The following is a 25452-nucleotide window of genomic DNA, read 5'->3' as shown; positions in this document are numbered from 1 at the left end:
ATCCTATTCACCGCGCGGCACCGCTCCCGGCGTGTGACGGAGGCCGTGGACGACCGGCCGCGATCGCCGCCGGGGAGGGAGCCCTCAGCCGCGGCGGGAGGCGAGCGCCGCCTCGTAGAGCGCGCGGCGCGAGAGCCCGGTGATCTCGGCGACCTCGGCCGACGCCTCCTTGAGCCGCGATCCGGCCTCGACGCGGGCCAGCACGTCGGCCAGCGCGTCCTCCAGCGACGCCTCCCGCGCGGGGGCTCCCTCGACGACCAGGCAGATCTCGCCGCGCAGGCCGTCGGCCGCCCACTCGGCCAGCTCGGCCGCCGTGCCGCGCCGGACCTCCTCGAACATCTTGGTGAGCTCGCGGCAGACGACGACGCGCCGCCCCGGGCCCATCGCCTCGACCAGGTCGGCGAGCGCGTCGCCGATCCGGTGCGGGGACTCGAAGAAGACCATGGTGCGGCGCTCGTCGACGAGCGCCCGGAAGGTCGAGACCCGCTCGCCGTGCCGGCGGGGCAGGAACCCCTCGAAGCTGAAGCGATCCGTCGGGAGCCCGGACACGGCGAGCGCCATGAGCACCGCCGAGGGACCGGGCAGCGCGGTGACCGCGACTCCCGCCGCCACCGCCGCCTCGACCAGGTGGTAGCCCGGGTCCGAGACCGTGGGCATGCCCGCGTCGCTCAGCACGAGCAGGTCCTCCTCGCGGGCCAGCTCCACCAGCTCGGCGGCGCGCTCGCGCTCGTTGTGGTCGTGCAGGGCGTACAGGGCGGGCCGGTTCTCGACGCCCAGGGCGCGCATCAGCTGGATGGTCACGCGCGTGTCCTCAGCGGCGACGTGGCGGGCGGAGCCCAGCGCCTCCACGAGCCGGCGGGAGGCGTCGCCGAGGTTTCCGATGGGAGTGCCGGCGAGGATGATCATGCCGCCAGTCTCCCAGGCCGGGTCCGGGGCCTCCCGCCGCGGATCGCCGCCGTCCCGGGAGGAGGCGCCCCGTTAGCATGGCCGGGTGACGGACCGACCGCAGCGCGACTTCGACGACCTGCTCCTGGACGCGGCGGGATCGGCGCGCTCGGTCCCGGTGGAGCCCGCCGAGGCGTCCGCACCGCGGGAGCGCACCCCGCTCCCGGACGTGCCGCGCGGCTCCTGGTTCGACGACCTGCACGCCCGGCTCGTCGCCTCCCCCGCGCGCCGCCGGCTGTACGAGCTCGGACTGCCGCTGCTGGTGGTCGCCCTGGCCGCGGTGCTGCGGCTGTGGAACCTCGGCCACCCGCGCTCGCTCGTGTTCGACGAGACCTTCTACGTGAAGGACGCCTGGACCCTCTGGAACCTCGGGTTCGAGGGCGCCTGGCCCGAGAACCCGGACCCCGGCTTCGCGGCCGGCGACGTGGACACCTTCACGGGGGCGCCGTCCTTCGTGGTGCATCCGCCGCTGGGCAAGTGGATCATCGGGCTCGGGATGGGCGTGTTCGGCGCGGACGACAGCGTCGGCTGGCGCGTCGCGACCGCCGTCGTGGGGATCCTCGCCGTCGCGCTGGTGATCGTGATCGGCCGCCTCCTGTTCCGCTCCACCCTCCTCTCCTCCTTCGCGGGGCTGATGCTCGCGCTCGACGGCCACGCGATCGTGATGTCGCGGGTGTCGCTCCTGGACGGGATCCTGATGTTCGTCGCGCTCTGCGGGGTCGCGGCGGTGCTGCTGGACCGGCGCTGGGCCGAGCTGCAGCTGGCTCGGAAGGTGGCGGCGGGAGCGCTGCCGAGCTGGGGGCCGGTCCTGTGGTGGCGGCCCTGGCTGCTCGCGGCCGGCGTGCTCTTCGGCCTGGCCGCGGGCGTGAAGTGGACGGGCGTCTACTTCCTCGCGGCGTACGGCGTGTACGCGGTGGTCGTCGACGCGCTGATGCGGCGCCGCGCGGGCGTGCCGTTCTGGGGCAGCGGCGCGATCCTCAAGCAGGGTCCGGTCACCTTCCTCCTGGTCGTGCCGATCGCCCTGATCGCCTACCTCGTCACCTGGACGGGCTGGCTGCGCACCTCCGGCGGATGGGCCCGGCAGTGGGCGTCGGAGGCCCCCGGCAACGCCTGGACCGGGGCTCTGGCGTGGGTGCCGGACTGGGCGCAGAGCCTCTGGCATTACCACGTGCAGATGTACGACTACTCGATCAACCTGCGGGCCTCGCACCCCTACGAGGCGAACCCGCTCACCTGGCTGCTCATGCTCCGACCGACCAGCATGTACTTCGTCGACCAGGCGACGGGCGTCGACGGCTGCACCGCCGCACGCTGCGACGAGGCGATCACCTCGGTCGCCAATCCGCTCATCTGGTACGCCGGGGTCCTGGCGCTGGTGTACCTCCTCTACCGGCTCGCGCGGTACCGGGAGTGGCGCGCCGGCTTCGTGCTGATGGGGATCGTCGCGGGCTACCTGCCGTGGCTCCTCTACCTCGACCGCACGGTGTTCCAGTTCTACTGCGTCGTCTTCGAGCCCTACATGATGCTGGCGCTGGCGCTGACGGCCGGGATCGTGATCGGGAGTCCGGGCGACGAGCGGAGGCGGCGCACCCGGGGCGTCCTCGTGGTGCTCGTCTTCGCGGTGGCGGCGGCCGCGCTGACGGCCTACTTCCTGCCGCTCTGGATCGGCGCGCAGACGTCCTTCCCCTTCTGGCAGGCCCACATGTGGCTGCCCTCGTGGGTATGATCCGGCGGCTGGGCCCGGGAGTCGCGGCCTGCGCCGTCGCGGCGGTGATCGCGGCCCTGCTGCACGCGACGGTGCCGGCAGTGCCGATGCTGACCGCGGCGGTCGCGCTCGGGATCCTCGTGGCGCAGCTGCCCGCGGCGCGCCCCCTGCTGAGCGGGGCGCTGGCGCCGGGCCTGAAGTTCTCGTCCCGCTCGCTGATGCGCGCCGGCATCGTCCTGCTCGGGCTGAAGCTCTCTCTGATCGACATCGCTGCGCTGGGCTGGGGCGCGATCCTGGTCGTGGTCGGGATCGTCCTGGCCACCTTCGGCCTGACCTGGGCGCTGGGCCGGGTGCTCCGGCTGCCCGGGCAGGAGCCGCTGCTGCTCGCGGCGGGCTTCTCGATCTGCGGGGCCTCGGCGATCGGCGCGATGGCCGGAGCGACCCGGGCGAAGGAGCAGGAGCAGGCGACGCCGGTCGCGCTGGTGACGCTCTGCGGCACGCTCGCGATCGCGGTGCTCCCCGCCCTGCAGCAGCCGCTCGGGCTCTCCGACGTGCAGTTCGGGCACTGGGTCGGCGCCTCGGTCCACGACGTGGGCCAGGTGGTGGCGACGGCCCAGGTGGCCGGTGCGTCGGCGCTGGCCGTGGCGGTCGTGGTGAAGCTCACCCGAGTGGTCATGCTGGCGCCGATGGTCGCGGTGGCGGCGGCGGTCACGAGGCGCCGAGGCGGGACCGGCGGGACGCGCCCGGCGATCGTGCCGCTGTTCGTGGTCGGGTTCCTCGCCGCGGTGCTGCTGCGCACGCTCCTCCCCCTGCCGGAGGGACTGCTCGCCGCCGCCGACACCGCGCAGACCTGGCTCCTCGCCGCGGCCCTCTTCGCGCTCGGCAGCGCCGTCCGGGTGCGCGCGCTCGTGACGACGGGGTGGCGTGCTCTCCTCGTCGCCCTGGTGTCGTGGGCGGCGATCGCGGCGATGGGACTGGCCGCGGTGCAGCTGGCGCTCTGATCGGCGCTCCGATCCGCTCGACCGCTCTGTCGCGCACGGTCGCTCTGCACTGCGGGGCCGCTCTGTTACGCGATGCGTCGCTCCAGCGCGGCGGTGTCGGCGGCTCCCGCTAGCGTCGATCGCATGGCAGATCGTGAGTACGGCTTCAAGACGCGTGCGATCCACGCGGGCAACATCCCCGACGCGGTGACGGGCGCCCGCGCTCTGCCGATCTACCAGACCAGCGCCTTCGTCTTCGACGACACCTCCGACGCCGCGGCCCGCTTCGCGCTGCAGAAGTACGGCAACGTCTACTCGCGCCTGTCGAACCCCACGGTCGCCTCCTTCGAGGAGCGCGTCGCGAGCCTCGAGGGCGGCCTCGGCGCCGTCGCCACGGCCTCCGGGCTCTCGGCGCAGTTCATCACCTTCGCGGCGCTCGTCGGCGCGGGCGACCACGTGGTGTCCTCCGCCAACCTCTACGGCGGATCGATCACCCAGCTCGACGTCACGCTCCGCCGTTTCGGAGTGGACACCACCTTCGTCCGCTCGAGCGACCCGGCCGACTACGCGGCGGCGATCACCGAGAAGACCAAGGTGCTCTACGCCGAGACGATCGCGAACCCCTCCGGCGAGATCGCCGACATCGAGGGCCTCGCCGCGGTCGCGCACGCCGCCGGCATCCCGCTGATCATCGACTCCACGGTCGCCACGCCCTACCTCGTCCGCCCGATCGAGTGGGGCGCCGACATCGTCATCCACTCGGCCACCAAGTTCCTCGGCGGACACGGGACCACGCTCGGCGGCGTCGTCGTCGAGTCGGGGCGCTTCCACTACTCCCCCGAGAAGTTCCCGCTGCTGCACGACCCGGTGGCCTCCTACGGAGACCTGTCGTGGGACGGCAACTTCGGGGAGTACGGCTTCCTCACGCGCCTGCGCGCGGAGCAGCTGCGCGACATCGGGCCGGTCCTCGCTCCGCACTCCGCGTTCCTGCTCGCCCAGGGCGTCGAGACGCTGCCGTACCGGATCCAGGCGCACGTCGACAACGCGCGTCGCGTCGCCGAGTGGCTCGACGCCGACCCCCGCATCGAGGCGGTCTACTGGGCCGGGCTCCCCGCGCACCCGCACCACGACCGCGCGCAGAAGTACCTGCCGAAGGGACCGGGCTCGGTCTTCAGCTTCGTGGTCAAGGGCGGCCGCGCCGTCGGCCAGACCTTCATCGAATCGGTCGACCTCGCCAGCCACCTCGCCAACATCGGCGACGCGAAGACGCTGGTGATCCACCCCGCCTCGACCACCCACGCCCAGCTCACCGAGGACCAGCTCCTCCACGCGGGCGTCCTCCCCGGACTCGTCCGCCTCTCCGTCGGCATCGAGGACGCGGACGACATCATCTACGATCTCGACCAGGCGCTCGCCCGCGCGGTCGAGGAGCACGGCACCCCCGACGCTCCGACCGAGCTCCCCGAGGACACGACCACCACCCTGCACACCCCGGCCGTGGAGGTCTGAGCATGAGCACCACCGACACCGCCGACACGGTCGTCCAGCTGTCCAACGGGCTGAGCTGCTCGGTCCCGGCGAACTCGCCGCTGGCGAGGATGCTGCGCTCGCAGCGCACCTGGGTGGGCCCCGACGCCCGCAGGCGACTCGACATCCTCCGCCGCGCGAGGACCGTGGCGATCGTCGGCGCCTCGCCGAACCCGGCCCGCTCCTCCTACTTCGTCGCCACCTACCTGCAGCAGTCGAGCGACTACGAGCTCTACTTCGTGAACCCGAACGCCACCGAGATCCTGGGGCAGCCGGTCTACCGCAGTCTCGCCGAGCTCCCGGTCGTGCCCGACATCGTCGACGTGTTCCGCAAGGCGAGCGACATCCCCGCCGTGATCGACGACGTCCTCGCCGTCGGCGCGCCCACGGTCTGGGTGCAGCTGGGGATCTGGAACCAGGAGGCGGCCGAGTACGGCGAGTCGAAGGGCCTGACCGTCGTGATGGACCGCTGCATCAAGGTCGAGCACGCCCGCTTCCACGGCGGCCTGCACCTGCTCGGCTTCGACACCGGCCAGATCTCGGCGCGCAAGACGCTGCGCTGACCCGCCGCAGACCCTCGTCGACGCCGGATCTCCGTGACTCTTCGTCGCGGGCGCGGCTCGGGCGGCGCACTCCGCCGGCCCCGGCGTAGTCTCGGTGGATGAGCGCCTACGTCTCCGTCCTCGACCTGTTCAGCGTGGGGATCGGCCCGTCCAGCTCGCACACCGTCGGACCGATGCGCGCCGCCCTCGCCCTCGCCGAGCGGATCCGCGACGCCGGGCTCCTCGGCCGCGTGAGCCGGGTGGGATGCACCCTCTACGGCTCGCTCGGCTCCACCGGGATCGGCCACGGCACCCCCGACGCAGTGGTCGCCGGTCTCGCCGGCCTGGACCTCGAGACGTGCGACCCGGCGCTGGTGCGCGGGGCCTGGCAGCGCCTCGACGCGGAGGGGACGATCCTGCTGGCCGGCGAGCAGGGCCTCGCGATGACGCGCGACGACGTCGTCTTCGAGCCGCGCACGAGGCTGCCGGAGCACCCGAACGCCCTCACCTTCAGCGTCTGGGTCGGCGACGACGCGCTGCCGGTGTGGGAGGAGACCTACTACTCGATCGGCGGCGGCTTCATCCGGCGCGCGGGCGAGCGCGCCGAGCTGGCTGCGCTGGCCCCGCACCCCTACCCCTTCGTCTCCGGGCTCGACCTGCTGGCGACCTGCGATCGGACCCGCTCCGGCATCGCCGAGATCGCCGCCGCGAACGAGCGCGCTCTGCACCCCGGGGTCGACATCGACGCCCGCCTCGACGCGATCTGGGACGCCATGGCCGCCTGCGTCGAGCACGGCCTGGCGACCGACGGCGTGCTGCCGGGCGGCCTGGGCGTCCGCCGCCGCGCCTCGGTGCTGCGCGAGCGGCTCGAGGCCTTCGAGGAGGACCCGCTCGACCGCGCCCGCGCGACCTCGGTGGAGTGGCTCCACGCCTTCGCCCTCGCGGTGAACGAGGAGAACGCCGCGGGCGGGCGCGTCGTGACGGCTCCGACGAACGGAGCGGCGGGCATCATCCCCGCCGTCGGGCACTACTACCTCCGCTTCGTCCCGGGCGCCGACCGCGCGGGGCTGCGCCGCTTCCTCCTCACCGCCACCGCGATCGGCTCGCTCTGCAAGACGAACGCCTCGATCTCCGGTGCGGAGGCGGGCTGCCAGGGCGAGGTCGGCTCGGCCTGCGCGATGGCCGCCGGAGCGCTCTGCGCGGTGCTCGGCGGCACTCCGCGCCAGGTCGAGAACGCGGCCGAGATCGCGATGGAGCACCACCTCGGACTGACCTGCGACCCGGTCGGCGGCCTCGTGCAGATCCCGTGCATCGAGCGGAACGCGATCGCCTCCTCCACCGCGGTGAGCGCAGCCCGCCTCGCGCTGCACGGCGACGGCGACCACCGCGTCTCGCTCGACGCGGTCATCGAGACGATGCGCCAGACCGGCATCGACATGTCGTCGAAGTACAAGGAGACGAGCGAGGGCGGCCTCGCGGTCAACGTCATCGAGTGCTGAGCGCCCGTGGCGTCCGTGACCGTGCGTGACGCACGGGGGGCGCACATGTCGGCGGTCGCGCCTAGCGTGGGGCGGGTGAGCACCTCCTCCGTCCCGTACCTCGCCCGGCCGATCGTCTCGACCCAGTGGCTCGCCGACCAGCTCGGCCGCGAGCACCTCGTCGTCGTCGACGCCAGCGTGCTGCTCGTGCCCGGCTTCGACGGGCGGCCCGGCTACCTGAGCGGCGACGAGCAGTACCTCCTCGAGGGGCATGTCCCCGGCGCCGTGTTCGGCGACCTGCTCGAGCAGCTGTCCGATCCGGCGGCTCCCCTGCCCTTCACCCGGCTCGACCCGGAGCGCTTCGCCGCCGCGACGGCCGCGCTCGGCATCGACGACGACTCGGTGGTCGTCGTGTACGACTCCGCGGTCGGCCAGTGGGCCTCGCGCCTGTGGTGGCTGCTGCGCTCGGCCGGGCACGACGCCGTCGCGGTGCTCGACGGCGGGCTCCCGGCCTGGCGGCGGGAGGAGCGCCCGATCGAGACGGGGCATGTCGAGCCCGCCGTGAGCGGCGGCATCAGCGTGCGCGAGGAGCGGCCGCTCTGGATCGACAAGGCCGGCGTCGAGAGCGTCGTGCGCGGCGAGGCTCCCGGGGCGCTGGTCTGCGCGGTCCCGCCGAAGGAGTTCACCGGGGAGGAGGGGCGCCGACCCCGCCTCGGACACCTGCCGGGCTCGCGGAGCGTCCCCGCCGGGCGGCTCGTCGACCGGGCCGACAACACGCTCCTGCCGCCGGAGCGGCTGCGGTCGCTGTTCGGAGACGCTCTCCAGGCCGAGCGGATCGTCCTCTACTGCGGCGGCGGGATCGCCGCGACGGCCGATGCGCTCGCACTGGCGGTGCTCGGAGTCCACACGGCGGTCGTCTACGACGGCTCGCTCAACGAGTGGGCCGCCGACCCCGAGGCGCCGCTGGTGGTCACGGCCGCGTGAGCAGCTCCTCCGGGAGGCGGGTCGTCGGCAGGGCGCAGACGAAGGCCTCGCAGGAGTAGGCGGTCGGCAGCCCCTCCCGCGAGATCCGCCCCTCGAACAGCTCGAAGCCCGCGTCCGCCCAGTCCCGGGCGCCCTCGTCGGACACGCCGACCAGCACGCCGATCCCGGCGGACCGGGCGCCCTGCACCGCCTCCGCCGCTCCGGGGCCCACGACGACCATCTGCCGCACCGGGCGAGCCAGCCGCGAAGCGAGCCCGAGCACGGCGCCGAAGCCCATCGGCCGGCGGACCGCGCCCGGAGCGATCGAGGCGACGACCGCCTCGGCCGCCTCCCGGTAGCGCTGCGATCCGGTGAGCAGGTACAGCTCGTGCGCCGCGTCCGCCGTCGCCGACAGACCGGAGGGGTAGGCGCCCTCGGAGGGGTCGGCCGCGAGCAGGAGTCCCCGCGCGGTCAGCGCCGGGTCTCCTCCCCCGGGCAGCGCGAACGGCAGCGGGCCGTCGGCCGCGTCGAGCGCGCCGTCGATCAGGGTGCGCGCCGCGACCGCGTAGCGCGGGCGGCCCTCCGCCAGGGCGAGCTCGAGGAGCCCGCCGGCCAGCATCCCGAGGTCCTCCAGCGCCGGGCGGGCCGCGGAGACGGCACCGTCGAGGGAGGCGCGCACCGCGACGCGGCCGTCGACGAGGTGCCGCTGCAGCACCGCGTCCGCCGCGCGCCGGGCGGCGTCGATCCACTCCTCCCGTCCGAGCACGCGTCCGGCGCGGGCGAGCGCGCGGATCGCCAGGCCGTTCCAGCCGGTGACGACCTTCTCGTCGAGAGCGGGAGGCGCGAGGCGGGACCGGTCCTCGGCGAGGTAGTAGCCGCCCTCCGAGCGCTGGCCGTCGACGATGCTCTCCGAGTCCTGCGCCGATGCGAAGCCGCCGCCCGGCCGCTCGAGAGTGGTCAGGAGGAACGCGGCGACGCCCTCCGCGATCCCGGTCAGCTCCTCCACCCGGGCGCCGTCGTGCCCGAGCAGGACGGCCGCGACGTCGAGCAGCTGCGCGTTGTCGTACAGCATCCGCTCGTAGTGCGGATCGCTCCAGTCGGCCTGCATCGCGTAGCGGAAGAAGCCCCCGTCGCGGTCGCGGAGCGGGGACGCGGCCAGCGCGAGCAGCGTGCGCTCGGCGAGCGCCGCTCCCGAGGGCCGCGAGGCCAGGAACCCGAGCACGGGAGCCACCGGGAACTTCGGGGCGCCGCCGAAACCGCCGTGCACCCGGTCCTCCTCGTCCTCGAGTGCGCGGACGGCGCCGTCGAGCTCGGCGTCGCCGGGCAGCGCGGCATCGGCGGGCAGCGCCGCGGTCGCCTCGCGCAGGGCCGCGGCCAGGCCGCCCGCCGTCGCCTGCACCTCGTCGCGCCGCAGCCGCCACGCCTCCGAGACCGCGTCGAGGACGTCCGAGAAGGCGGGCACGCCGCCGACGGCGCGCGGCGGGAAGTAGGTGCCGGCGAAGAAGGTCTCGCCGGCGGGGGTGGCGAAGGCCGTCAGCGGCCAGCCGAGCTGTCGGGTGAACGCGCTCGCGGCCGTCAGGTAGGCCGTGTCGACGTCCGGGTGCTCCTCGCGGTCGACCTTCACCGCGACGAAGTCCGCGTTCAGCCGCGCGGCGAGCACCGGATCCGAGAACGACTCCCGCGCCATCACGTGGCACCAGTGGCAGGTGGAGTAGCCGATCGACACCATCACCGGGACGTCGCGGCGCACCGCCTCGGCGAACGCCTCCTCGCCCCAGGGGAACCAGTCGACCGGATTGTCCGCGTGCGAGCGGAGGTAGGGGCTGACACTGGAGCGCAGACGATCGGCCATGCGCTCCACGCTAGACGCGGGCGGAGCCTGCGGTCAGGGGGTTGCCGCGGGACGGAGGGTCAGGAGGTCCGCGGGGCGCCGACGTCCGCGGGTCTCCCCCGCCGCCGGGCCGCCCGCCCGCTCAGCGCTCGAAGAACCAGCCCGACGGCCGCTCCGTGCCGCGCACGACCGTGCCGCCTCCGCCGCTCCCGCCGCGACGGCCCACCGCCAGGTAGGCGAGGCTGCCGATGAACGGCGCGATCACGATGAACGCCACCCAGGAGACCTTCGCGACCTTCGAGAGCCTCGGGTTCGACAGCACGCCCCGGATCGCGAAGAGCAGCAGCACGATGTTCAGCACGACCAGCAGGGACTGCGGATTCATCGGGGTGCTCCACGGGATCGTGCGCCGAGGTCGACCGGCGCCGGAGCGCCCGACCGGGCAGGGTGGCCCGCGATGTTTCACGAGACAGGGCATTGTCGCACGCGGCGTAGGATGGAGGGCTCATGTCAGACGTGCTCAGCATCCGCTACCCGCCCGAACTCCCCGTGTCGGCGCGGCGCGAGGACATCGCCTCCGCGATCCGCGACCACCAGGTGGTCATCGTCGCCGGCGCGACCGGATCGGGCAAGACGACCCAGCTGCCGAAGATCTGCCTGGAGCTCGGCCGCGAGAGCATCGCGCACACGCAGCCCCGGCGCATCGCCGCGCGCACCATCGCCGAGCGCATCGCGGAGGAGCTCGACGACGAGGTCGGCGGGCTGGTCGGCTACCAGGTCCGGTTCACCGACAAGGCGTCCGCCTCGACGCGGATCAAGCTGATGACCGACGGCATCCTGCTCAACGAGATGAACCACGACCGGATGCTCAGCCGGTACGACACGATCATCATCGACGAGGCGCACGAGCGCAGCCTCAACATCGACTTCCTCCTGGGCTACCTGCACCGCCTGCTGCCGCAGCGCCCCGACCTGAAGGTGATCATCACCTCGGCGACGATCGACCCGCAGAGCTTCGCGGCCCACTTCGCCGACGCCGCCGGCGAGCCCGCGCCGATCATCGAGGTCTCCGGCCGCACCTACCCGGTCGAGATCCGCTACCGCCCGCTGGTCGCCGAGGAACCGGAGGAGGACGACGACACCGACGTCCCCGACGCGACGAGCGGCAGCCGCGACCTGATGACCGGCATCGCCGACGCCCTGGCCGAGCTGGCGCTCGAGGATCCGGGCGACGTCCTGGTGTTCCTCTCGGGCGAGAACGAGATCCGCGACGCCGAGGACGCCATCCGGGGCCGGAACCTGCCGGGCACCGAGGTGCTCCCCCTCTACGGGCGCCTGTCGGCGGCCGATCAGCACCGCGTCTTCGAGAAGGGGCGCACCCCCGGCGTCCGCCGCCGCGTCGTGCTCGCGACGAACGTGGCGGAGACGAGCCTCACCGTCCCGGGGATCCGCTACGTGATCGACGGCGGCACGGCCCGCATCTCGCGCTACAGCGCGCGCTCGAAGGTGCAGCGGCTGCCGATCGAGGCGGTGTCGCAGGCCTCCGCGAACCAGCGCTCCGGCCGCTCGGGACGCACCAGCGCGGGCATCGCGATCCGCCTCTACTCCGAGGAGGACTACCTCCGCCGCCCCGAGTACACCGATCCCGAGATCCTCCGCACGGGCCTGGCCGCGGTCATCCTGCAGATGATCTCGCTCGGACTGGGCGACATCGCCTCGTTCCCGTTCCTCACTCCGCCCGACTCCCGCGGCATCAAGGACGGCCTCGACCTGCTCACGGAGCTCGGCGCCCTCCGCGTCCCCGGCTCCCCCTCCGCCGCCTCCGCCGCGCCGCGAGACGCCGCTCCGGTGCGCGGCACGCCGCCGAGCGCGCACTCGAGCGGCGTCCCGCGCAAGGGGGCGGAGGCCGCGCCGCAGCTCACGCGCATCGGGCGCGACCTCGCGCGGCTCCCCATCGATCCGCGCTTCGGCCGGATGGTGATCGAGTCGCGCCGCCACGGCGTCAGCCGCGAGGTGATGGCGATCGTCGCGGGCCTCACGATCCAGGACGTCCGCGAGCGCCCTCTCGAGCGCCGCGCGCAGGCCGACCAGCAGCACGCGCGCTTCGTCGATCCCACCAGCGACTTCCTCACCCTGCTGAACCTCTGGAACTACGTGGAGGAGAAGCAGGAGGAGCTCTCCTCGAGCGCCTTCCGGCGCCTGTGCAAGGCCGAGTACCTCAACTACCTGCGCGTGCGCGAGTGGCAGGACGTGTTCCGCCAGCTGCGCCAGCTCGCGCGCCCCCTCAAGCTCGAGCTGGGCGAGCCGAAGGTCGACCCCGACGGGATCCACCGGAGCCTCCTGGCCGGCCTGCTCTCGCACCTGGGCATCAAGGACACCACCTCGCAGCAGGCGCAGCGCGCGGCGAAGAGCCGCGAGCGCCAGAACGTGCAGTACATCGGCGCCCGCAACGCGAAGTTCTCGATCTTCCCCGGCAGCGCCCTGGCCAAGAAGCTCCCCGACGCGGTGATGAGCGCCGAGCTGGTCGAGACCAGCCGCCTCTTCGCCCGCTCGAACGCCGCGATCGATCCGGCCTGGGCCGAGGCGATCGCGGGCGACCTCGTGAAGCGGCAGTTCAGCGAGCCGCACTGGGAGAAGTCGCAGGGCGCGGCCGTCGCCTACGAGAAGGTCACGCTCTACGGCGTGCCGATCATCGCCCGCCGCCGCGTCCAGTTCGCGCGGATCGACGCCTCGTACGCCCGCGAGCTGTTCATCCGGCACGCCCTCGTCGGGGGCGAGTGGGAGTCGCGCCACGCCTTCGACCGCAAGAACCGGGCCCTGCGGGCCGAGCTCGAGCGGCTGGAGGAGCGCACGCGCCGTCGCGACCTGCTCGTCGACGACGAGGCCGTGTTCGACTTCTACGACCGCCGACTCCCCCGCGACATCACCTCGGTGCGCTCGTTCGACTCCTGGTGGCGGACGACCCAGCACGACGAGCCCGACCTGCTGACGATGACGCAGGAGACGCTCCTCCCCGAGGACGCGGAGCAGATCGACGAGACCGCGTTCCCCACGCAGTGGCGCCAGGCCGACCAGCGCTTCCGCCTCTCGTACCGGTTCGAGCCGGGGACGGAGGAGGACGGAGTGACGGTGCACGTGCCGCTCGCGCTCCTGCCCCGCGTGACGCCCCTCGGCTTCGACTGGCTGGTGCCGGGACTCCGGGCCGAGCTGGTCACCGCGATGATCAAGGCGCTGCCCAAGCACCTGCGCCGGAACGTGGTGCCCGCGAACGACTGGGCGCGCAAGCTCACCGCGTCCCTGCCGCACGACGTGCCGAACCCGCCGACGGAGTCGTTCGCGGCGACCCTGGCCGGAGCGATCCGCCGCGAGGCCGGCGTGGTGGTGCAGCCCGAGGACTTCGACCTCGAGCGCATCCCCTCGCACCTGCGGGTCACCTTCGCCGTCGCCGACGAGCGGGGGCGCACGGTCGCCGCCGGCAAGGAGCTCGCCCCGCTGGCCGAGCGCCTGCGCGGTCGGGTCCGCGACGAGGTCGCCCGCGTGGTCGAGGCCCGGGTCCCCGACGCGCTCGAGCGCCGGGGCCTGAAGACCTGGGACATGCCGGAGCTGCCCCGCGTCACCGACACCCGGCAGGGCGGGAACACCATCCGCGCCTACCCCGCCCTGATCGACGACGGCGACTCGGTCTCGATCCGCCTGCTGGCCACGGCCGAGGACCAGGCGCGCGAGCACCCGAGAGGCGTCCGCCGCCTCCTCCTGCTCGCGACGCCGAGCCCCGTCGCCTACGTGCAGCAGCACCTCACCTCGAACGAGAAGCTCGTGCTCGCGCAGAGCCCGTACCAGAACACGACCGCGCTCTTCACCGACTGCCTGCTCGCCTGCGTCGACGCGGTCCTCTGGCGGATGAAGCCCGACGGGATGCTCTTCCTCCGCGCCGAGTTCGACGCCGTGCGCGACCGGGTCTCGGCGAGCGTCATGGACGCGATGTTCGAGACCGTGAAGACGGTCACGACGATCCTCACCACCGCCCGGGGCGTCGAGAAGGCGCTCAAGGCCTCGACGAGCATGGCGCTCCTGCCCGCCCTCACGGATGCGCGGGAGCAGCTCTCCGGCCTGGTCTACCCGGGCTTCGTCTCGGCGACCGGAGTGGAGCGGCTGCGGCACCTCCCGCGCTACCTCGGCGGGATCACCGAGCGCTTCGGAAAGATCGCCGAGAACGTCGGGCGCGACCGCGTCTGGCTGAACGAGGTGCAGGCGGCCCAGGAGCTCTACCGCTCGGCAGGCGGCGTCGTGCCGCTGCCCGCGCACGCCCCGGAGCGGATCGCGCGCGCCCGCTGGATGATCGAGGAGCTGCGGGTGAGCTTCTTCGCGCAGTCGCTCGGCACCGCCGAGAGCGTGTCGCTGCAGCGGATCCGCAAGGTGCTGGCCGGCTGACGCGCCCCTCCGCCGAGGGAACCGCGACCCGTCGAGGGGCCCTCGGGCAGCGGTCTCCCTCGACGAACCGCAGTCCCCTCCGGAGCGCTAGTGTCGTCCGGTGGGCAGCTACACCGATCTCCTGAAGACCCCCGGGGTGGGGCGCATCATCCTCGCGCAGCTGACCGCGCGCTTCCCGTTCGGCATGCTCTCGCTGGCGTTCCTCCTGCACGTGGAGCGGGTGCACCACTCCTACGCCGCCGCCGGCCTGGTGCTCGGCTCGATGTCGATCGGGCAAGCCATCGCCGGGCCGCTGACCAGCCGCCTGATGGGGCGGCTCGGGATGCGCCGCGTGCTGACGATCACCCTCGTGGTCTGCGCGGGCGCGATCATCGCGATGGCCGTGCTCCCGCTCGAGGTGTGGCAGTTCGTCGTGATCGGGTTCGTCGCCGGCCTGAGCATGCCGCCGGTGCAGCCGGCCGTGCGGACCATCTACCCCAAGATGGTCACCAGCTCGCAGCTGACCCCGCTCTTCTCGCTCGACGCCTCCGCGCAGGAGATCATCTGGGTGCTCGGCCCGGTGCTGGCGACGCTCGTGTCGATCCAGGTGTCGACGGTCGCGGGCATCCTGACCGCCGCCGCGTTCCTGATCGGCGGCGGGATCTGGTTCATCGCCTCGCCCGAGGTGGGCCGCGTCCGCATCCCGCGCTCGAAGCGCCGCCTCGGCGTGGTGCTCACGAAGCCCCCGGTGCTGCTGGCCACGGTCGTCGGCTTCCTCCTGATCGGCGCCTGCTCGGCGGTCGAGGCGGGCGTCGTCGCGGTGTTCGGCGAGGGCGGAGTCGAGTCGGGCGTCGTGCTCGCCGTGTTCGCGGCGGGCTCCCTGGTCGGCGGCCTCGCCCTCGGCCACATCCCGATCAGCCGGTGGGCGACCGCGCGGCGGATGCTGATCGTCACGGTCGGCATGGGCCTGGCGGCGGTCTCGACCGACTTCTGGTGGCTGTGCGTCACGCTGTTCCTCGCCGGCATCGGCATCGCCCCCGCTCTCGCGGCGCTGTTTGCGATCACCGCCTCGAGCGTGCGCTTCTCGGACACGGCGGAGGCCTACGGCTGGGTCGGCACCGGTCAGCTGATCGGCGCGGCGCTGGGCTCCGCGATCGCCGGCGTGCAGATCGACCAGGCCGGGCCGACCGCCGCCATCGTCGTCGCCGCTGCCTTCGCCCTGGTCGGCTTCCTGGTGCCCCTGCTCGGCCGCCGGTACCACCCGGATCTCCGCGGGCGCGACGCCAGCCCGCTGCCCGACACCGAGCCGGTCACGTTGCCCTCCTAGGCCGCCACCCCGGTTGTCCGGCGCCTGTCGGGCACCCTAGGGTGAAGGCCCACGACGACGAGGGGACGGCATGGGACTGCGGGAGGACGCGGAGGAGCTGGTGCGCGAGCACCGGCGCGCCGCCGCCCGGACCGACCTCCTCGACCCCTGGTCCGATCCGGAGACCCCGGAGTGGTGCACGGAGCTCGCCGCCGCGCTCTGGCAGGGGTCCTTCCGCCCGAGTCCCGTCTACTTCCGCCGCGAGGAGTCCTCGCACGCCTGGCGCGGCCCGCACTCGACCCGCCTGCACCACCTCGGCTACGGGTGGCAGCTCACCGCGCACCGCGAGCAGCACGGGGTCGTCGCCTCCGAGACGGCGGTGGTCCTCGAGACGGGCTCCCTCTGGCGCGGACTCGGCGTCGGCCGGCGCCCCGTGCGCGCGCTCCGAGGCCGGCTCGGCGTCGAGGGCCTGCAGGCGGGCCACGACGTGCACTTCGCCGTGCGTGGAATCGACGAGCGCAGCGACGCGGAGCGCGCCGAGCGGCGCCTCCTCTTCGGGGTGGCCGGTCTCGCGGCGCTGATCGAGGACGACGTGCACGTGGGACCGCACGGCGAGCTCGACTGGAGCGTCTGAGGCGCATGCCAGCATGGGAGGCATGAGCGTCCCCCTGATCCCCCTCAACGACGGCCGCGCGATCCCCCAGCTCGGGCTCGGCGTCTACAAGATCGGCGACGAGGAGGCGGCCCGCACGGTCGCCGTCGCCCTGGAGGCCGGCTACCGGCACGTCGACACCGCCACCCTCTACGGCAACGAGCGCGGAGTCGGCGAGGGGATCCGCGCGAGCGGCCTCCCCCGCGAGCAGGTCTTCGTGACGACCAAGGTGTGGAACGACGACCACGGCTTCGACGAGACGCTCGCCGCCTTCGACCGGAGCCTCGAGCTGCTCGGCACCGACTACGTCGACCTCTACCTCGTGCACTGGCCGATCCCCTCGCGCGACCGCTACGTCGACACCTACCGTGCCCTCGAGCGCCTGCAGAGCGAGGGGCGGGCCCGCTCGATCGGCGTCTCGAACTTCGCCGAGGAGCACGTGCAGCGCCTGCTCGACGAGGCGGGAGTGGTGCCCGCGATCAACCAGGTCGAGCTGCACCCGCGGCTGCCCCAGGAGGAGCTGCGCGCCTTCGACGCCGCCCACGGGATCGTCACCGAGGCGTGGTCGCCGCTGGCCCGCGGGCGCCTCCTCGACGAGCCGGCCCTGGCCCGCGTCGCCGCGAAGCACGGCGTCTCGCCGGCGCAGGCGGTGCTGCGCTGGCATGTGCAGCTCGGCGTCGTCGTGATCCCGAAGTCGGTGACGCCGGAGCGGATCCGCGAGAACCTGGACGTCTTCGGCTTCGCCCTCGACGACGAGGACCTCGCCGCGATCGCCGGGCTCGCGACCGGTGAGCGCACCGGGCGCGACCCGCGCTTCGACTGAGGCTCCGGCGATGACGGCGGGCAGGGTCCTGCTCCTGCACGGCCTGGGCGGCTCGGGCCGCACCTGGTGGCGGCTGAGCCGCGAGCTGACCGCGGCGGGCTGGAGCGTCTCCGCTCCCGACCTGCGCGGACACGGCGACGGGCCGCGCGGCGGCTCCGCCCGCCACGACGCCTACGCCGACGACGCCCTCGCGCGGGGACGGTTCGACCTCGTCGTCGGGCACTCGCTCGGCGGAGCGGTCGCGGTGCGCGCCGCCGCCCGCGAGTCCGGCTGGGCGGGGCGCCTGGCGCTGCTGGACCCGGTGCTCCGGCTCGCCCCGGAGCAGCGGGCCGCCGTCCGCGCGGGCGAGCTCGCCGGTCTCGCGGTCTCGGCCGAGGAGCTCGCTGTCGCGCAGCCGCTCTGGGACGAGCGGGACCGGGCCGAGAAGCTCGCCGCGGTGCGGGCCGCCGATCCGGCCGCGGTGGCGGCGACGATCGACGACAACGACCCGTGGGACCTGCTGGCGGACCTGCCGGGCCTCCGCCCGCCGGTCCTCGTGCTGGCCGGCGACCCGCAGGTCGAGACGCTGCTCCCTCTCTCCCTCGCCGCCCTGGTGCTGCGCGCGAATCCGCGCATCCGGTACGCGGTCGTGGCGGGCGCAGGTCACAGCCCCCACCGCGACCGTCCGGAGGAGACGCTCGCGATGCTCCGCGAGTGGGCCGAGAGCCCGGCGACGGCCTGACCGACCCGCCGGCCCGGTCCGTGTTTCGTCCGGATGAAATCTGGCAGGGGGGACTGGGCCGCACCGTTTCCTGTGAATACCCTCGCAGAGGACGCGATCCCCTCCCAGTCTTCGGGAGGTGCGCGTCGGGGCCGCCGACGCGGCGGCCCGTTCTCGAGGAGAGGGAGCCCCAGTGGCGCGAACCACCACGAACACCCCGAGCGTCCGCCGACGCCGCTCGCTGATCGGCTCGAGCGCGATGATCGGAGCGGGCGCCCTCGTCGCCGGCTTCGCCTTCGCGCCGACGGCGAGCGCCGTCGAGCCGGTCGACTTCGCCGACACCGTCACGGTCGACGGCATCATGACCCACCTGGAGGCGCTCCAGTCGATCGCGGACGCCAACGGCGGCACCCGCGCGATCGGCACCCCGGGCTATGAGCTGAGCGGCGAGTACGTGGAGAAGGTCCTCGCGGGCGCCGGCTACACGACGCAGCACCAGGACTTCACCACCGCGACGCAGACGATCGACGCGTTCACGCTGACCACCGGGACCGGCGCCGTCGGCACCCCGATGGAGTTCACTCCGTCGACGCCCGAGGGCGGCGTGACCGGTGAGCTCATCGCCCCCGTCGATCCGCTCGGCTGCACCACGGACGCCTGGACCGGCCTCGACGCCACCGGGAAGGTCGCGCTCGTCAGCCGCGGCTCCTGCAGCTTCCTCGAGAAGTCGGTCGCCGCCGGTGCCGCCGGCGCCGCCGCGATCATCATCTACGACAACGCGCCGAGCGACGCCCTCAACGGGACGTTCGGCGGACAGGACGAGGCCGCCGTCCCCGGCGTCGGCGTCACGCAGGCCGAGGGTCAGGCGCTGCTGGCGTCGCTCCCCGCGAGCGTCTCGGTCCTCATCGACCAGACGACGACCGAGGTGGAGACCTTCAACATCGTCACGGAGACCCCGGGCGGCGACCACGACAACGTGGTCATGCTCGGCGCGCACCTCGACAGCGTGCCCGCCGGCCCCGGCATCAACGACAACGGCTCCGGATCCGCGACGCTGCTCGAGACGGCCGTGCAGCTGGCCGCCGCGGGCGACACGACCAACGCGGTCCGCTTCGCCTGGTGGGGCGCCGAGGAGGTGGGCCTGGTCGGCTCCTACACCTACGTCGACTCCCTGACGGAGGAGGACGCCTCGAAGATCGCGACCTACATGAACTTCGACATGGTCGCCTCGCCGAACTACGTGATCTCCGTCTACGACGCGGACCAGTCCACCTACGAGGCCCCCGTGGACGTGCCCGCCGGCTCGATCGCGACCGAGAAGGCGTTCACCGACTACTTCGACTCGATCGACCAGCCCTGGATCGACACCGCGTTCGACGGACGCAGCGACTACGACGGCTTCATCTCGGTCGGCATCCCGTCCTCGGGCGTCTTCACCGGCGCCGACGACGTCAAGACGGAGGAGGAGGTCGCGCTGTTCGGCGGCACCGCCGGCATCACGCACGACCCGAACTACCACTCCGCCGCCGACGACATCGACAACATCAACCAGGAGGCGCTCGGCATCACGTCGAAGGCCATCGCCTTCGTGACCGCCTCGTTCGCCGCGGACACCTCCGCGATCGACGCCGAGAAGGACCCGACCACGCCGACCCCGACGCCGGAGCCCACCGTGGCCCCGACCGCCGAGCCGACCGTCGCTCCGACCGCGCAGCCGACCGTCGCCCCGACGACCGCGCCCACCACCGCGCCGACGGCCGCTCCCACCCCGAGCAGCACGCCGACCGCCGTGGCGCCGCACCCCGGCGGCCGCCCGCCCCTGGCCTCGACGGGAGCCGACGTCGGCCTGCCGCTGGGCCTCGGCGGACTGCTGATCACCGGCGGCGTCGGCGGGCTCCTGCTCGCCGCGCTGCGCCGCCGGCGCGCCGAGCGCGCCTAGCCGCCACCGCCCCGGTGCCGTCCGGCCGTCGCCCCGCGCGACGACCGGACGGCACCGTCGTTCCGCCCTGGGGGGACCCCGGACCGTCGAGACCACCCGCTGCAGCGGGTCCCTTCGACGGTCGGGGGCTCCCTCGCGTCCGACAGGGCTTCCGGCGGCCGGGGGACACGGTGTTCACTGGGCGCATGCGAGCCATCTGGAAGGGCGCGATAACCTTCGGCCTGGTCAACGTGCCGGTGAAGATCTACAGCGCGACCGAGGACCACGACATCCCGCTGCACCAGGTCCACGACAAGGACGGCGGGCGGATCCGGTATCAGCGCAAGTGCGAGATCTGCGGCGAGGTCGTCACCTTCGACCACATCGACAAGGCCTACGACGACGGCGAGCGCACCGTGGTCCTGTCCAAGGACGAGCTCAAGGCGCTGCCGGAGGAGCGCGACCGCGAGATCGACGTCGTGCAGTTCGTGCCCAGCGAGCAGGTCGACCCGATCATGTTCGACCGCGCCTACATCCTGGAGCCCGACTCCTCCTCCCCCAAGGCCTACGTCCTGCTGCGCCGCACCCTCGAGCAGACGGACCGCACCGCGATCGTCGAGTTCGCGCTGCGGCAGAAGACCCGCCTCGCCGCGCTGCGCGTGCGCGGCAAGCTCCTGATGCTGCAGACCCTGCTCTGGGCGGACGAGGTGCGGGAGGTCGAGTTCCCGTCGCTGGAGGGCAGCACCCGGATCGCGGCGCGCGAGCTCGAGATGTCGGCGCACCTGGTCGACTCCTACTCCGAGGACTTCGACGCCGCGAAGTTCCACGACGCGTACCAGGAGGAGCTGCGCACGCTGATCGACGCCAAGATCGAGCAGGGCGACGCCCTCGACACCGCCGCGACCTTCGGCGAGGCGCCGGAGGAGGAGGGCGGCGGCGAGGTGCTCGACCTGATGGAGGCGCTCAAGCGCTCGGTCGAGCGCAGCCGCGGGGCGAAGGGCGCGCCGGCGGAGGAGGCTCCCGCCGAGAAGAAGGCCGCGACGAAGCCCGCCCCGAAGAAGGCGGCGAAGACTCCGGCGACGACCGCCGCGAAGAAGAAGCCCGCGGCGAAGAAGGCCGACACGGAGAAGGGCGCCGACGCGCCTGCGAAGAAGCGGACCCCGAAGAAGACCGCGGCGGCGGAGAAGGCGGCGTCCTAGCCCCGCCGGATGCGGAGGGTCGGGGTCGGACGGAGCCTCAGGCCCGCTCGGCCGCCCGGTCGGGCTCGTCGGCCGCGTCCAGCTCGTCCACGTCGTCGAGGTCGACCGCGACCGAGCTGACCAGCGCGAGCAGCGCCTCCGCGTAGGCGTTCTCGGCCGCCGCGTCCTCGAAGGTCCGCGCCCGGCCGCCGAGCTCGACCTCGACGGCGAACCGCGTCTCCGGCTCGGCGAGGCGACGGAGGGAGCGGAAGGTCCCGCGGAGGAGCTCGCGCAGCTGGTCCTCCCGCGGCAGCCAGAGCGAGTCCTCCAGGGAGACGGAGTCGAGCGCCCATTCCGTGGTGCCGTTGAAGCCGAGGACGGTCCCGCTCGGGTACTCGTGCGCCTCGATGGTCATGTCGCTGACGGTGAAGACGTCGCCGTCGAAGCCCTCCCGCTCGATGCGGAAGCGGTCACCGGTGCGGGGCGTCCAGCGCACGCCCGCCGTGCGCAGGGCACGGGCCAGCTCGAAGGAGATCATCCGACGAGTGTGGCCCGCGAAGCCGCGAACGCGCCGCGAGCGGCACCCGCGCGCCCCGATGTCGGTGGATGAGTTTACGTTCATGAAACGTCCGGTTCACAGGCCGGGCACCCGCACTGCATAGCGTGACCATGCGTGCCCCTTCCGGGGGTGCGCCGGCCGCGCCGCGCGACGACGCTGCGACCGCTCTTCCGAGCGGCGATCGAGAGGACCACCATGCCCGACTCTCCCACCCCGCCCGACCGCCGCCGGAGGCGCGGGCTCGGCCTGGCGGCCCTGACCGGACTGGCCCTGGCGGCCGCTCCGCTGGTCGCGACCTCCGCCGCGGCCGCGCCCTCGGGCGACGAGCTCGTCATCAGCGAGGTCTTCGCCCGCGGAGGCTCCGCCGGTGCCGCGTTCAGCAACCGCTACGTGGAGCTCTACAACCCCACCGCCGCCGAGATCGCCCTCGGCGGCCTCTCGATCCAGTACCGCTCGGCGACCGGCACCGCGAACCCCACCACGACCGTGCCGCTCACCGGCTCGGTGCCCGCGGGCGGCCACTTCCTGCTCGCCGGCGCCAGCAACGGCACCAACGGCGCGGCCCTGCCGACGCCCGACCAGAGCGCGAACGGCCTCAACATGGCCGCCGCGGGCGGCACCCTCTTCCTCGTCGACGGGACCTCGGCGCTCGTGGCGCCGCCCACCGGCGCCGCCGCCCAGCCGGACGCGGTGATCGACCTCGTCGGCTACGGCACCTCGAACACCTTCGAGTCGTCCGTCGCCACGGTGCCCTCCCTCACCCAGACGATCGCCCGCGCAGACACCGCCACCGGCGACACCGACGTCAACTCGGCCGACTTCGCGCTCGGCGCACCGACCCCGCAGGCCGCGGGCGGAGGATCCGAGCCCGAGCCCACGACGCCGCCGACGACTACCCCGCCGACCACCCCGCCGGCCGAGATCCCGGCCGTCTCCATCGCGGAGATCCAGGGCACCGGCGACGCGTCGCCGCTCGTCGGCAGCACCGTCACCACCTCCGGCGTCGTCACCGCGCGCTACCCGTCCGGCGGCTACAACGGCTACGTCATCCAGACCCCCGGCACCGGCGGCGAGAGCTCGCGCACGGCCTCCGACGCCGTCTTCGTCTTCTCCTCCGCCTCCGTCGGGTCGGTCGCGATCGGCGACCACCTGCGCATCACCGGCGAGGTGAGCGAGTACAACGGCCTGACCGAGCTCACCCCGACCTCGGCCGCGACCGTCGTGAAGCTCGACGACGCCGCCGCAGCGCCGGTCCCGGCCGCCGTCGCGCTCCCCCGCACCGCCGCCGAGCGCGAGGTGCTCGAGAGCATGCTGATCGCTCCGCAGGGCGCCTACACGGTCACCGACACCTTCGACCTGAACAGCTTCGGCTCGGTCGGCCTCGCCGCCGGCACGTCCCCGCTGCTCACGCCGACCGAGGTCGCCCGCCCCGGCTCGCCGGAGCTCGCGGCCGTCGTCGCCGACAACGCCGCCCGCGCGATCACCCTCGACGACGGCGCCTCGATCAACTTCCTCGGCGCCGCCGCGAACAAGGCGATCCCGCTGCCCTACCTCACCACCACCGCGCCGATCCGCGTGGGTGCTCCGGCGACCTTCACCCGCCCCGTCGTCCTCGACTACCGCAACGGCGGCTGGGCCTTCCAGCCCACCACGCAGCTGACCGTCGAGAACGCCGGCGACGTGCAGCCCGCGACCTTCGCGAACACCCGGACCGCGAAGCCCGAGGCCGTCGGCGGCGACCTCTCGATCGCGTCCTTCAACGTGCTCAACTACTTCTCCACCACCGGCGACTCGATCACCGGCTGCACCTTCTACACCGACCGCGACGGCGACCCCGTCACGGTCAACAGCGGCTGCGACGCCCGCGGAGCGGCGAACGCCGATGACCTCGAGCGCCAGCAGGCCAAGATCGTGACCGCGATCAACACCCTCGGCGCGGGCGTCGTCTCGCTCGAGGAGATCGAGAACTCGGCCAAGTTCGGCAAGCCGCGCGACGAGGCCCTCGCCAACCTGACCGCCGCGCTGAACACGGCGGCCGGCTCCGAGGTCTGGGCCTACGTACCCTCCCCCGCAGCGCTCCCCGCGCTCGCGGACGAGGACGTCATCCGCACCGCCTTCATCTACAAGAAGGCCGTCATCGAGCCGGTCGGCGAGTCCGTCGTGCTCAACGACACGGTGAACTTCTCGAACGCCCGCAAGCCCCTCGCCCAGGAGTTCCGCCTCCTCGGCGACAGCGCCAGCGAGTTCGTCGCGATCGTGAACCACTTCAAGTCGAAGGGCTCCGGATCCGGCGCCGACGCCGACCAGGGCGACGGCCAGGGCGCCTCGAACGCCTCGCGCGTGAAGCAGGCGACCGCCCTCGTCGCCTTCGCCGACCGCCTCCGCACCGAGAAGGCCACCGAGCTCGTCTACCTGCTGGGCGACTTCAACGCCTACTCGAAGGAGGACCCGGTGAAGGTGATCACCGACGCCGGCTACATCGACCAGGGTGCGAAGGACGGCAAGTACTCGTACTCGTTCGACGGCGCGGTCGGCTCGCTGGATCACGTCTTCGCCTCGCCCGCGGCCGACAGGACGGTCACCGGGGTCGACACCTGGAACATCAACAGCGGCGAGTCCGTGGCACTGGAGTACAGCCGCTACGACTACAACGCGACGATCTTCTACGACACCTCGGCGTACCGCTCCAGCGACCACGACCCGGTCGTCGTCGGCCTCGACCTGCCCGAGACCCAGACGGACCCGGAGCCCGAGCCCGTCACGGTCATCGACGTCGCGACCACCGCCTCCACCAAGCGCCTCGCCGTCGTGCGGACGCTGACGGTGTCGGCGGTGAACAACGGCGACGAGACGGTCTCGATCGAGATCACGACGGCGTACGGCAGCAAGACGAAGAAGACGGTCAAGCCCGGCCAGTCGTTCACGGTGAAGACCGTGACCGTCTTCAAGCCCATCAAGGCCGGCACGGCGACCATCGAGGTCACCGCGCCCGACGGCACCGAGCGCGTCTACAAGCAGGCGTACCGCGGCGCCTGATCCCGCGCGACCCCTGACCTCGACGAGCTCCGGCTCCTAGAGTTCGGGGATGCCCGAGGGAGACAGTGTGCACCGTCTCGCCGCCCGCCTCAGGCGGGCGGCGGACGGTCGCACCGTCCTCGAGGGCGAGCTGCGCTCCGGGGACGCGGCCGGCACTTCCCTCGCCGGGCTGAGGATCCTCGAGCACGACACCCACGGCAAGCACCTCCTCACCCGCTTCTCCGGCGGAACGACCCTGCACACCCACCTGCGGATGCAGGGCTCCTGGACCGTGACCGCTCCCGGCCGAGCGGTCCCCCGCTCGGTGCAGAAGGACGTCCGCGTCCGCCTCCGCCTCGACGACGACTCGACCGTGTGGGGCATCGACCTCCCGGTCGTCGAGCTCCTCGCCACCCGCGACGAGCCGCGCGCCGTCGGGCACCTCGGGCCCGACCCGCTCCGCGCGGACTGGGACGCCGACGAGGCCGTCCGGCGCCTCTCCCGCCTCCCGGACCGGCCCGTCGTCGCCGCACTCCTCGACCAGCGCTGCCTCGCGGGCCTCGGCAACCTCTGGGCCAACGAGGCCTGCTTCCTCCGCGGGGTCTGGCCCTGGCGGCCGATCGGCTCCCTCGACGTCCGCGCCCTCGTGGCGACCGCGGCGAGAGGCCTCCGCGCCTCCGGCACGATCCCGGGGATGTTCCAGACCACCACCGGTGACACCCGCCGCGGCGAGCGGCACTGGGTCGCGGGGCGCGCCGGGCGCCCGTGCCTGCGCTGCGGCACGACGGTGCTCGTCCGCGACGAGGTCCGCGACGACCCCGAGCAGCGCCGCACCTGGTGGTGCCCGCACTGCCAGCCGGAGCAGGCGGCCGCCCCCTGAAGCCCGCGTACCGCTGCCGACGGCCCGTGCGTAGGCTGGC

General features: G+C 73.4%; 19 protein-coding genes. 15 read left to right on the top strand and 4 right to left on the bottom strand.

Annotated features, from left to right (window positions below; translation table 11 throughout):
- Positions 1-84: 84 nt before the first annotated feature.
- A complete protein-coding gene (rsmI, locus tag C5B93_RS09210) occupies positions 85-906 on the bottom strand; it encodes a 16S rRNA (cytidine(1402)-2'-O)-methyltransferase (RefSeq protein WP_104292304.1) in 822 nt (273 codons plus the stop codon).
- Positions 907-991: 85 nt separating this feature from the next.
- Between rsmI and C5B93_RS09205 the strand changes: the two genes are divergently transcribed.
- The 6 genes from C5B93_RS09205 to C5B93_RS09180 all read left to right on the top strand — a co-directional run bounded on the left by C5B93_RS09205 (position 992) and on the right by C5B93_RS09180 (position 8161).
- Positions 992-2671 carry a dolichyl-phosphate-mannose--protein mannosyltransferase gene (locus tag C5B93_RS09205; protein ID WP_258068186.1) on the top strand — a complete coding sequence of 560 codons (1680 nt, stop codon included), beginning with the start codon at positions 992-994 and terminating at the stop codon, positions 2669-2671.
- The gene (locus tag C5B93_RS09200; protein WP_104292303.1) at positions 2668-3651 is read left to right on the top strand and encodes a YeiH family protein; all 984 of its coding nucleotides are present in this window, start codon (positions 2668-2670) and stop codon (positions 3649-3651) included. The genes C5B93_RS09205 and C5B93_RS09200 overlap by 4 nt, the downstream gene beginning before the upstream one ends.
- A gap of 123 nt (positions 3652-3774) precedes the next feature.
- Entirely contained in the window at positions 3775-5139 is a 1365-nt protein-coding gene (locus C5B93_RS09195; protein ID WP_104226921.1) for an O-acetylhomoserine aminocarboxypropyltransferase/cysteine synthase family protein, read from the top strand.
- Between the two features lie 2 nt (positions 5140-5141).
- Positions 5142-5720 (top strand): CoA-binding protein, encoded by a 579-nt coding sequence (locus tag C5B93_RS09190; protein WP_104222320.1) that lies wholly within the window; start codon positions 5142-5144, stop codon positions 5718-5720.
- Positions 5721-5818: 98 nt separating this feature from the next.
- A complete protein-coding gene (locus tag C5B93_RS09185; protein WP_104292302.1) occupies positions 5819-7198 on the top strand; it encodes an L-serine ammonia-lyase in 1380 nt (459 codons plus the stop codon).
- A gap of 75 nt (positions 7199-7273) precedes the next feature.
- Complete coding sequence (locus tag C5B93_RS09180) at positions 7274-8161, top strand: sulfurtransferase (protein WP_181068369.1); 888 nt, start codon at positions 7274-7276, stop codon at positions 8159-8161.
- Here C5B93_RS09180 and C5B93_RS09175 read toward each other — a convergent pair.
- Both C5B93_RS09175 and C5B93_RS09170 read right to left on the bottom strand, forming a co-directional pair.
- Positions 8148-9992, bottom strand: coding sequence for a thioredoxin domain-containing protein (locus C5B93_RS09175; RefSeq protein WP_104292300.1), 1845 nt, complete (start codon positions 9990-9992; stop codon positions 8148-8150). The two genes, C5B93_RS09180 and C5B93_RS09175, sit on opposite strands and share 14 nt — an antisense overlap.
- A 121-nt stretch (positions 9993-10113) precedes the next feature.
- On the bottom strand, positions 10114-10356 hold the full coding sequence (locus tag C5B93_RS09170) for a PLDc N-terminal domain-containing protein (protein WP_160033960.1): 243 nt from the start codon (positions 10354-10356) through the stop codon (positions 10114-10116).
- Positions 10357-10478: 122 nt separating this feature from the next.
- Here C5B93_RS09170 and hrpA point away from each other — a divergent pair, with 122 nt between their 5' ends.
- From hrpA to C5B93_RS09135, 7 genes are all read left to right on the top strand, one after another.
- Positions 10479-14402, top strand: a complete 3924-nt coding sequence (hrpA, locus tag C5B93_RS09165; protein ID WP_104292299.1) for an ATP-dependent RNA helicase HrpA — start codon at positions 10479-10481, stop codon at positions 14400-14402.
- A gap of 100 nt (positions 14403-14502) precedes the next feature.
- Positions 14503-15708, top strand: coding sequence for an MFS transporter (locus C5B93_RS09160; protein ID WP_104222308.1), 1206 nt, complete (start codon positions 14503-14505; stop codon positions 15706-15708).
- Between the two features lie 70 nt (positions 15709-15778).
- Positions 15779-16321 (top strand): hypothetical protein, encoded by a 543-nt coding sequence (locus C5B93_RS09155; RefSeq protein WP_104292298.1) that lies wholly within the window; start codon positions 15779-15781, stop codon positions 16319-16321.
- 22 nt (positions 16322-16343) lie between these two features.
- Positions 16344-17162 (top strand): aldo/keto reductase, encoded by an 819-nt coding sequence (locus C5B93_RS09150; protein ID WP_104292316.1) that lies wholly within the window; start codon positions 16344-16346, stop codon positions 17160-17162.
- A 10-nt stretch (positions 17163-17172) separates the two neighbouring features.
- The gene (locus C5B93_RS09145) at positions 17173-17883 is read left to right on the top strand and encodes an alpha/beta fold hydrolase (protein ID WP_104292297.1); all 711 of its coding nucleotides are present in this window, start codon (positions 17173-17175) and stop codon (positions 17881-17883) included.
- Between the two features lie 172 nt (positions 17884-18055).
- Positions 18056-19801, top strand: a complete 1746-nt coding sequence (locus C5B93_RS09140; protein ID WP_104292296.1) for a M28 family peptidase — start codon at positions 18056-18058, stop codon at positions 19799-19801.
- 185 nt (positions 19802-19986) lie between these two features.
- The gene (locus tag C5B93_RS09135) at positions 19987-20979 is read left to right on the top strand and encodes a Ku protein (protein ID WP_104292295.1); all 993 of its coding nucleotides are present in this window, start codon (positions 19987-19989) and stop codon (positions 20977-20979) included.
- Between the two features lie 37 nt (positions 20980-21016).
- Here C5B93_RS09135 and C5B93_RS09130 read toward each other — a convergent pair whose 3' ends face one another.
- Positions 21017-21496, bottom strand: a complete 480-nt coding sequence (locus C5B93_RS09130) for a pilus assembly protein CpaE (RefSeq protein ID WP_244229602.1) — start codon at positions 21494-21496, stop codon at positions 21017-21019.
- 216 nt (positions 21497-21712) lie between these two features.
- Here C5B93_RS09130 and C5B93_RS09125 point away from each other — a divergent pair, with 216 nt between their 5' ends.
- Positions 21713-24553, top strand: coding sequence for an ExeM/NucH family extracellular endonuclease (locus C5B93_RS09125; protein WP_104292294.1), 2841 nt, complete (start codon positions 21713-21715; stop codon positions 24551-24553).
- A gap of 49 nt (positions 24554-24602) precedes the next feature.
- Positions 24603-25412, top strand: a complete 810-nt coding sequence (locus C5B93_RS09120; RefSeq protein WP_104292293.1) for a DNA-formamidopyrimidine glycosylase family protein — start codon at positions 24603-24605, stop codon at positions 25410-25412.
- Positions 25413-25452: the final 40 nt, after the last annotated feature.

This window comes from Rathayibacter sp. AY1A2 (assembly GCF_002930935.1).
GTDB lineage: Bacteria > Actinomycetota > Actinomycetes > Actinomycetales > Microbacteriaceae > Rathayibacter.
This window is presented reverse-complemented; position numbering and strand designations above follow the sequence as displayed.

Bases quoted from the DNA above. Each gene is read 5' to 3' on its own strand.
- rsmI (WP_104292304.1), bottom strand. From the start codon at position 906: ATGATCATCCTCGCCGGCACTCCCATCGGAAACCTCGGCGACGCCTCC.
- C5B93_RS09200 (WP_104292303.1), top strand. From the start codon at position 2,668: ATGATCCGGCGGCTGGGCCCGGGAGTCGCGGCCTGCGCCGTCGCGGCG.
- C5B93_RS09195 (WP_104226921.1), top strand. From the start codon at position 3,775: ATGGCAGATCGTGAGTACGGCTTCAAGACGCGTGCGATCCACGCGGGC.
- C5B93_RS09190 (WP_104222320.1), top strand. From the start codon at position 5,142: ATGAGCACCACCGACACCGCCGACACGGTCGTCCAGCTGTCCAACGGG.
- C5B93_RS09185 (WP_104292302.1), top strand. From the start codon at position 5,819: ATGAGCGCCTACGTCTCCGTCCTCGACCTGTTCAGCGTGGGGATCGGC.
- C5B93_RS09175 (WP_104292300.1), bottom strand. From the start codon at position 9,992: ATGGCCGATCGTCTGCGCTCCAGTGTCAGCCCCTACCTCCGCTCGCAC.
- C5B93_RS09170 (WP_160033960.1), bottom strand. From the start codon at position 10,356: ATGAATCCGCAGTCCCTGCTGGTCGTGCTGAACATCGTGCTGCTGCTC.
- hrpA (WP_104292299.1), top strand. From the start codon at position 10,479: ATGTCAGACGTGCTCAGCATCCGCTACCCGCCCGAACTCCCCGTGTCG.
- C5B93_RS09155 (WP_104292298.1), top strand. From the start codon at position 15,779: ATGGGACTGCGGGAGGACGCGGAGGAGCTGGTGCGCGAGCACCGGCGC.
- C5B93_RS09150 (WP_104292316.1), top strand. From the start codon at position 16,344: ATGAGCGTCCCCCTGATCCCCCTCAACGACGGCCGCGCGATCCCCCAG.
- C5B93_RS09145 (WP_104292297.1), top strand. From the start codon at position 17,173: ATGACGGCGGGCAGGGTCCTGCTCCTGCACGGCCTGGGCGGCTCGGGC.
- C5B93_RS09135 (WP_104292295.1), top strand. From the start codon at position 19,987: ATGCGAGCCATCTGGAAGGGCGCGATAACCTTCGGCCTGGTCAACGTG.
- C5B93_RS09130 (WP_244229602.1), bottom strand. From the start codon at position 21,496: ATGATCTCCTTCGAGCTGGCCCGTGCCCTGCGCACGGCGGGCGTGCGC.
- C5B93_RS09125 (WP_104292294.1), top strand. From the start codon at position 21,713: ATGCCCGACTCTCCCACCCCGCCCGACCGCCGCCGGAGGCGCGGGCTC.
- C5B93_RS09120 (WP_104292293.1), top strand. From the start codon at position 24,603: ATGCCCGAGGGAGACAGTGTGCACCGTCTCGCCGCCCGCCTCAGGCGG.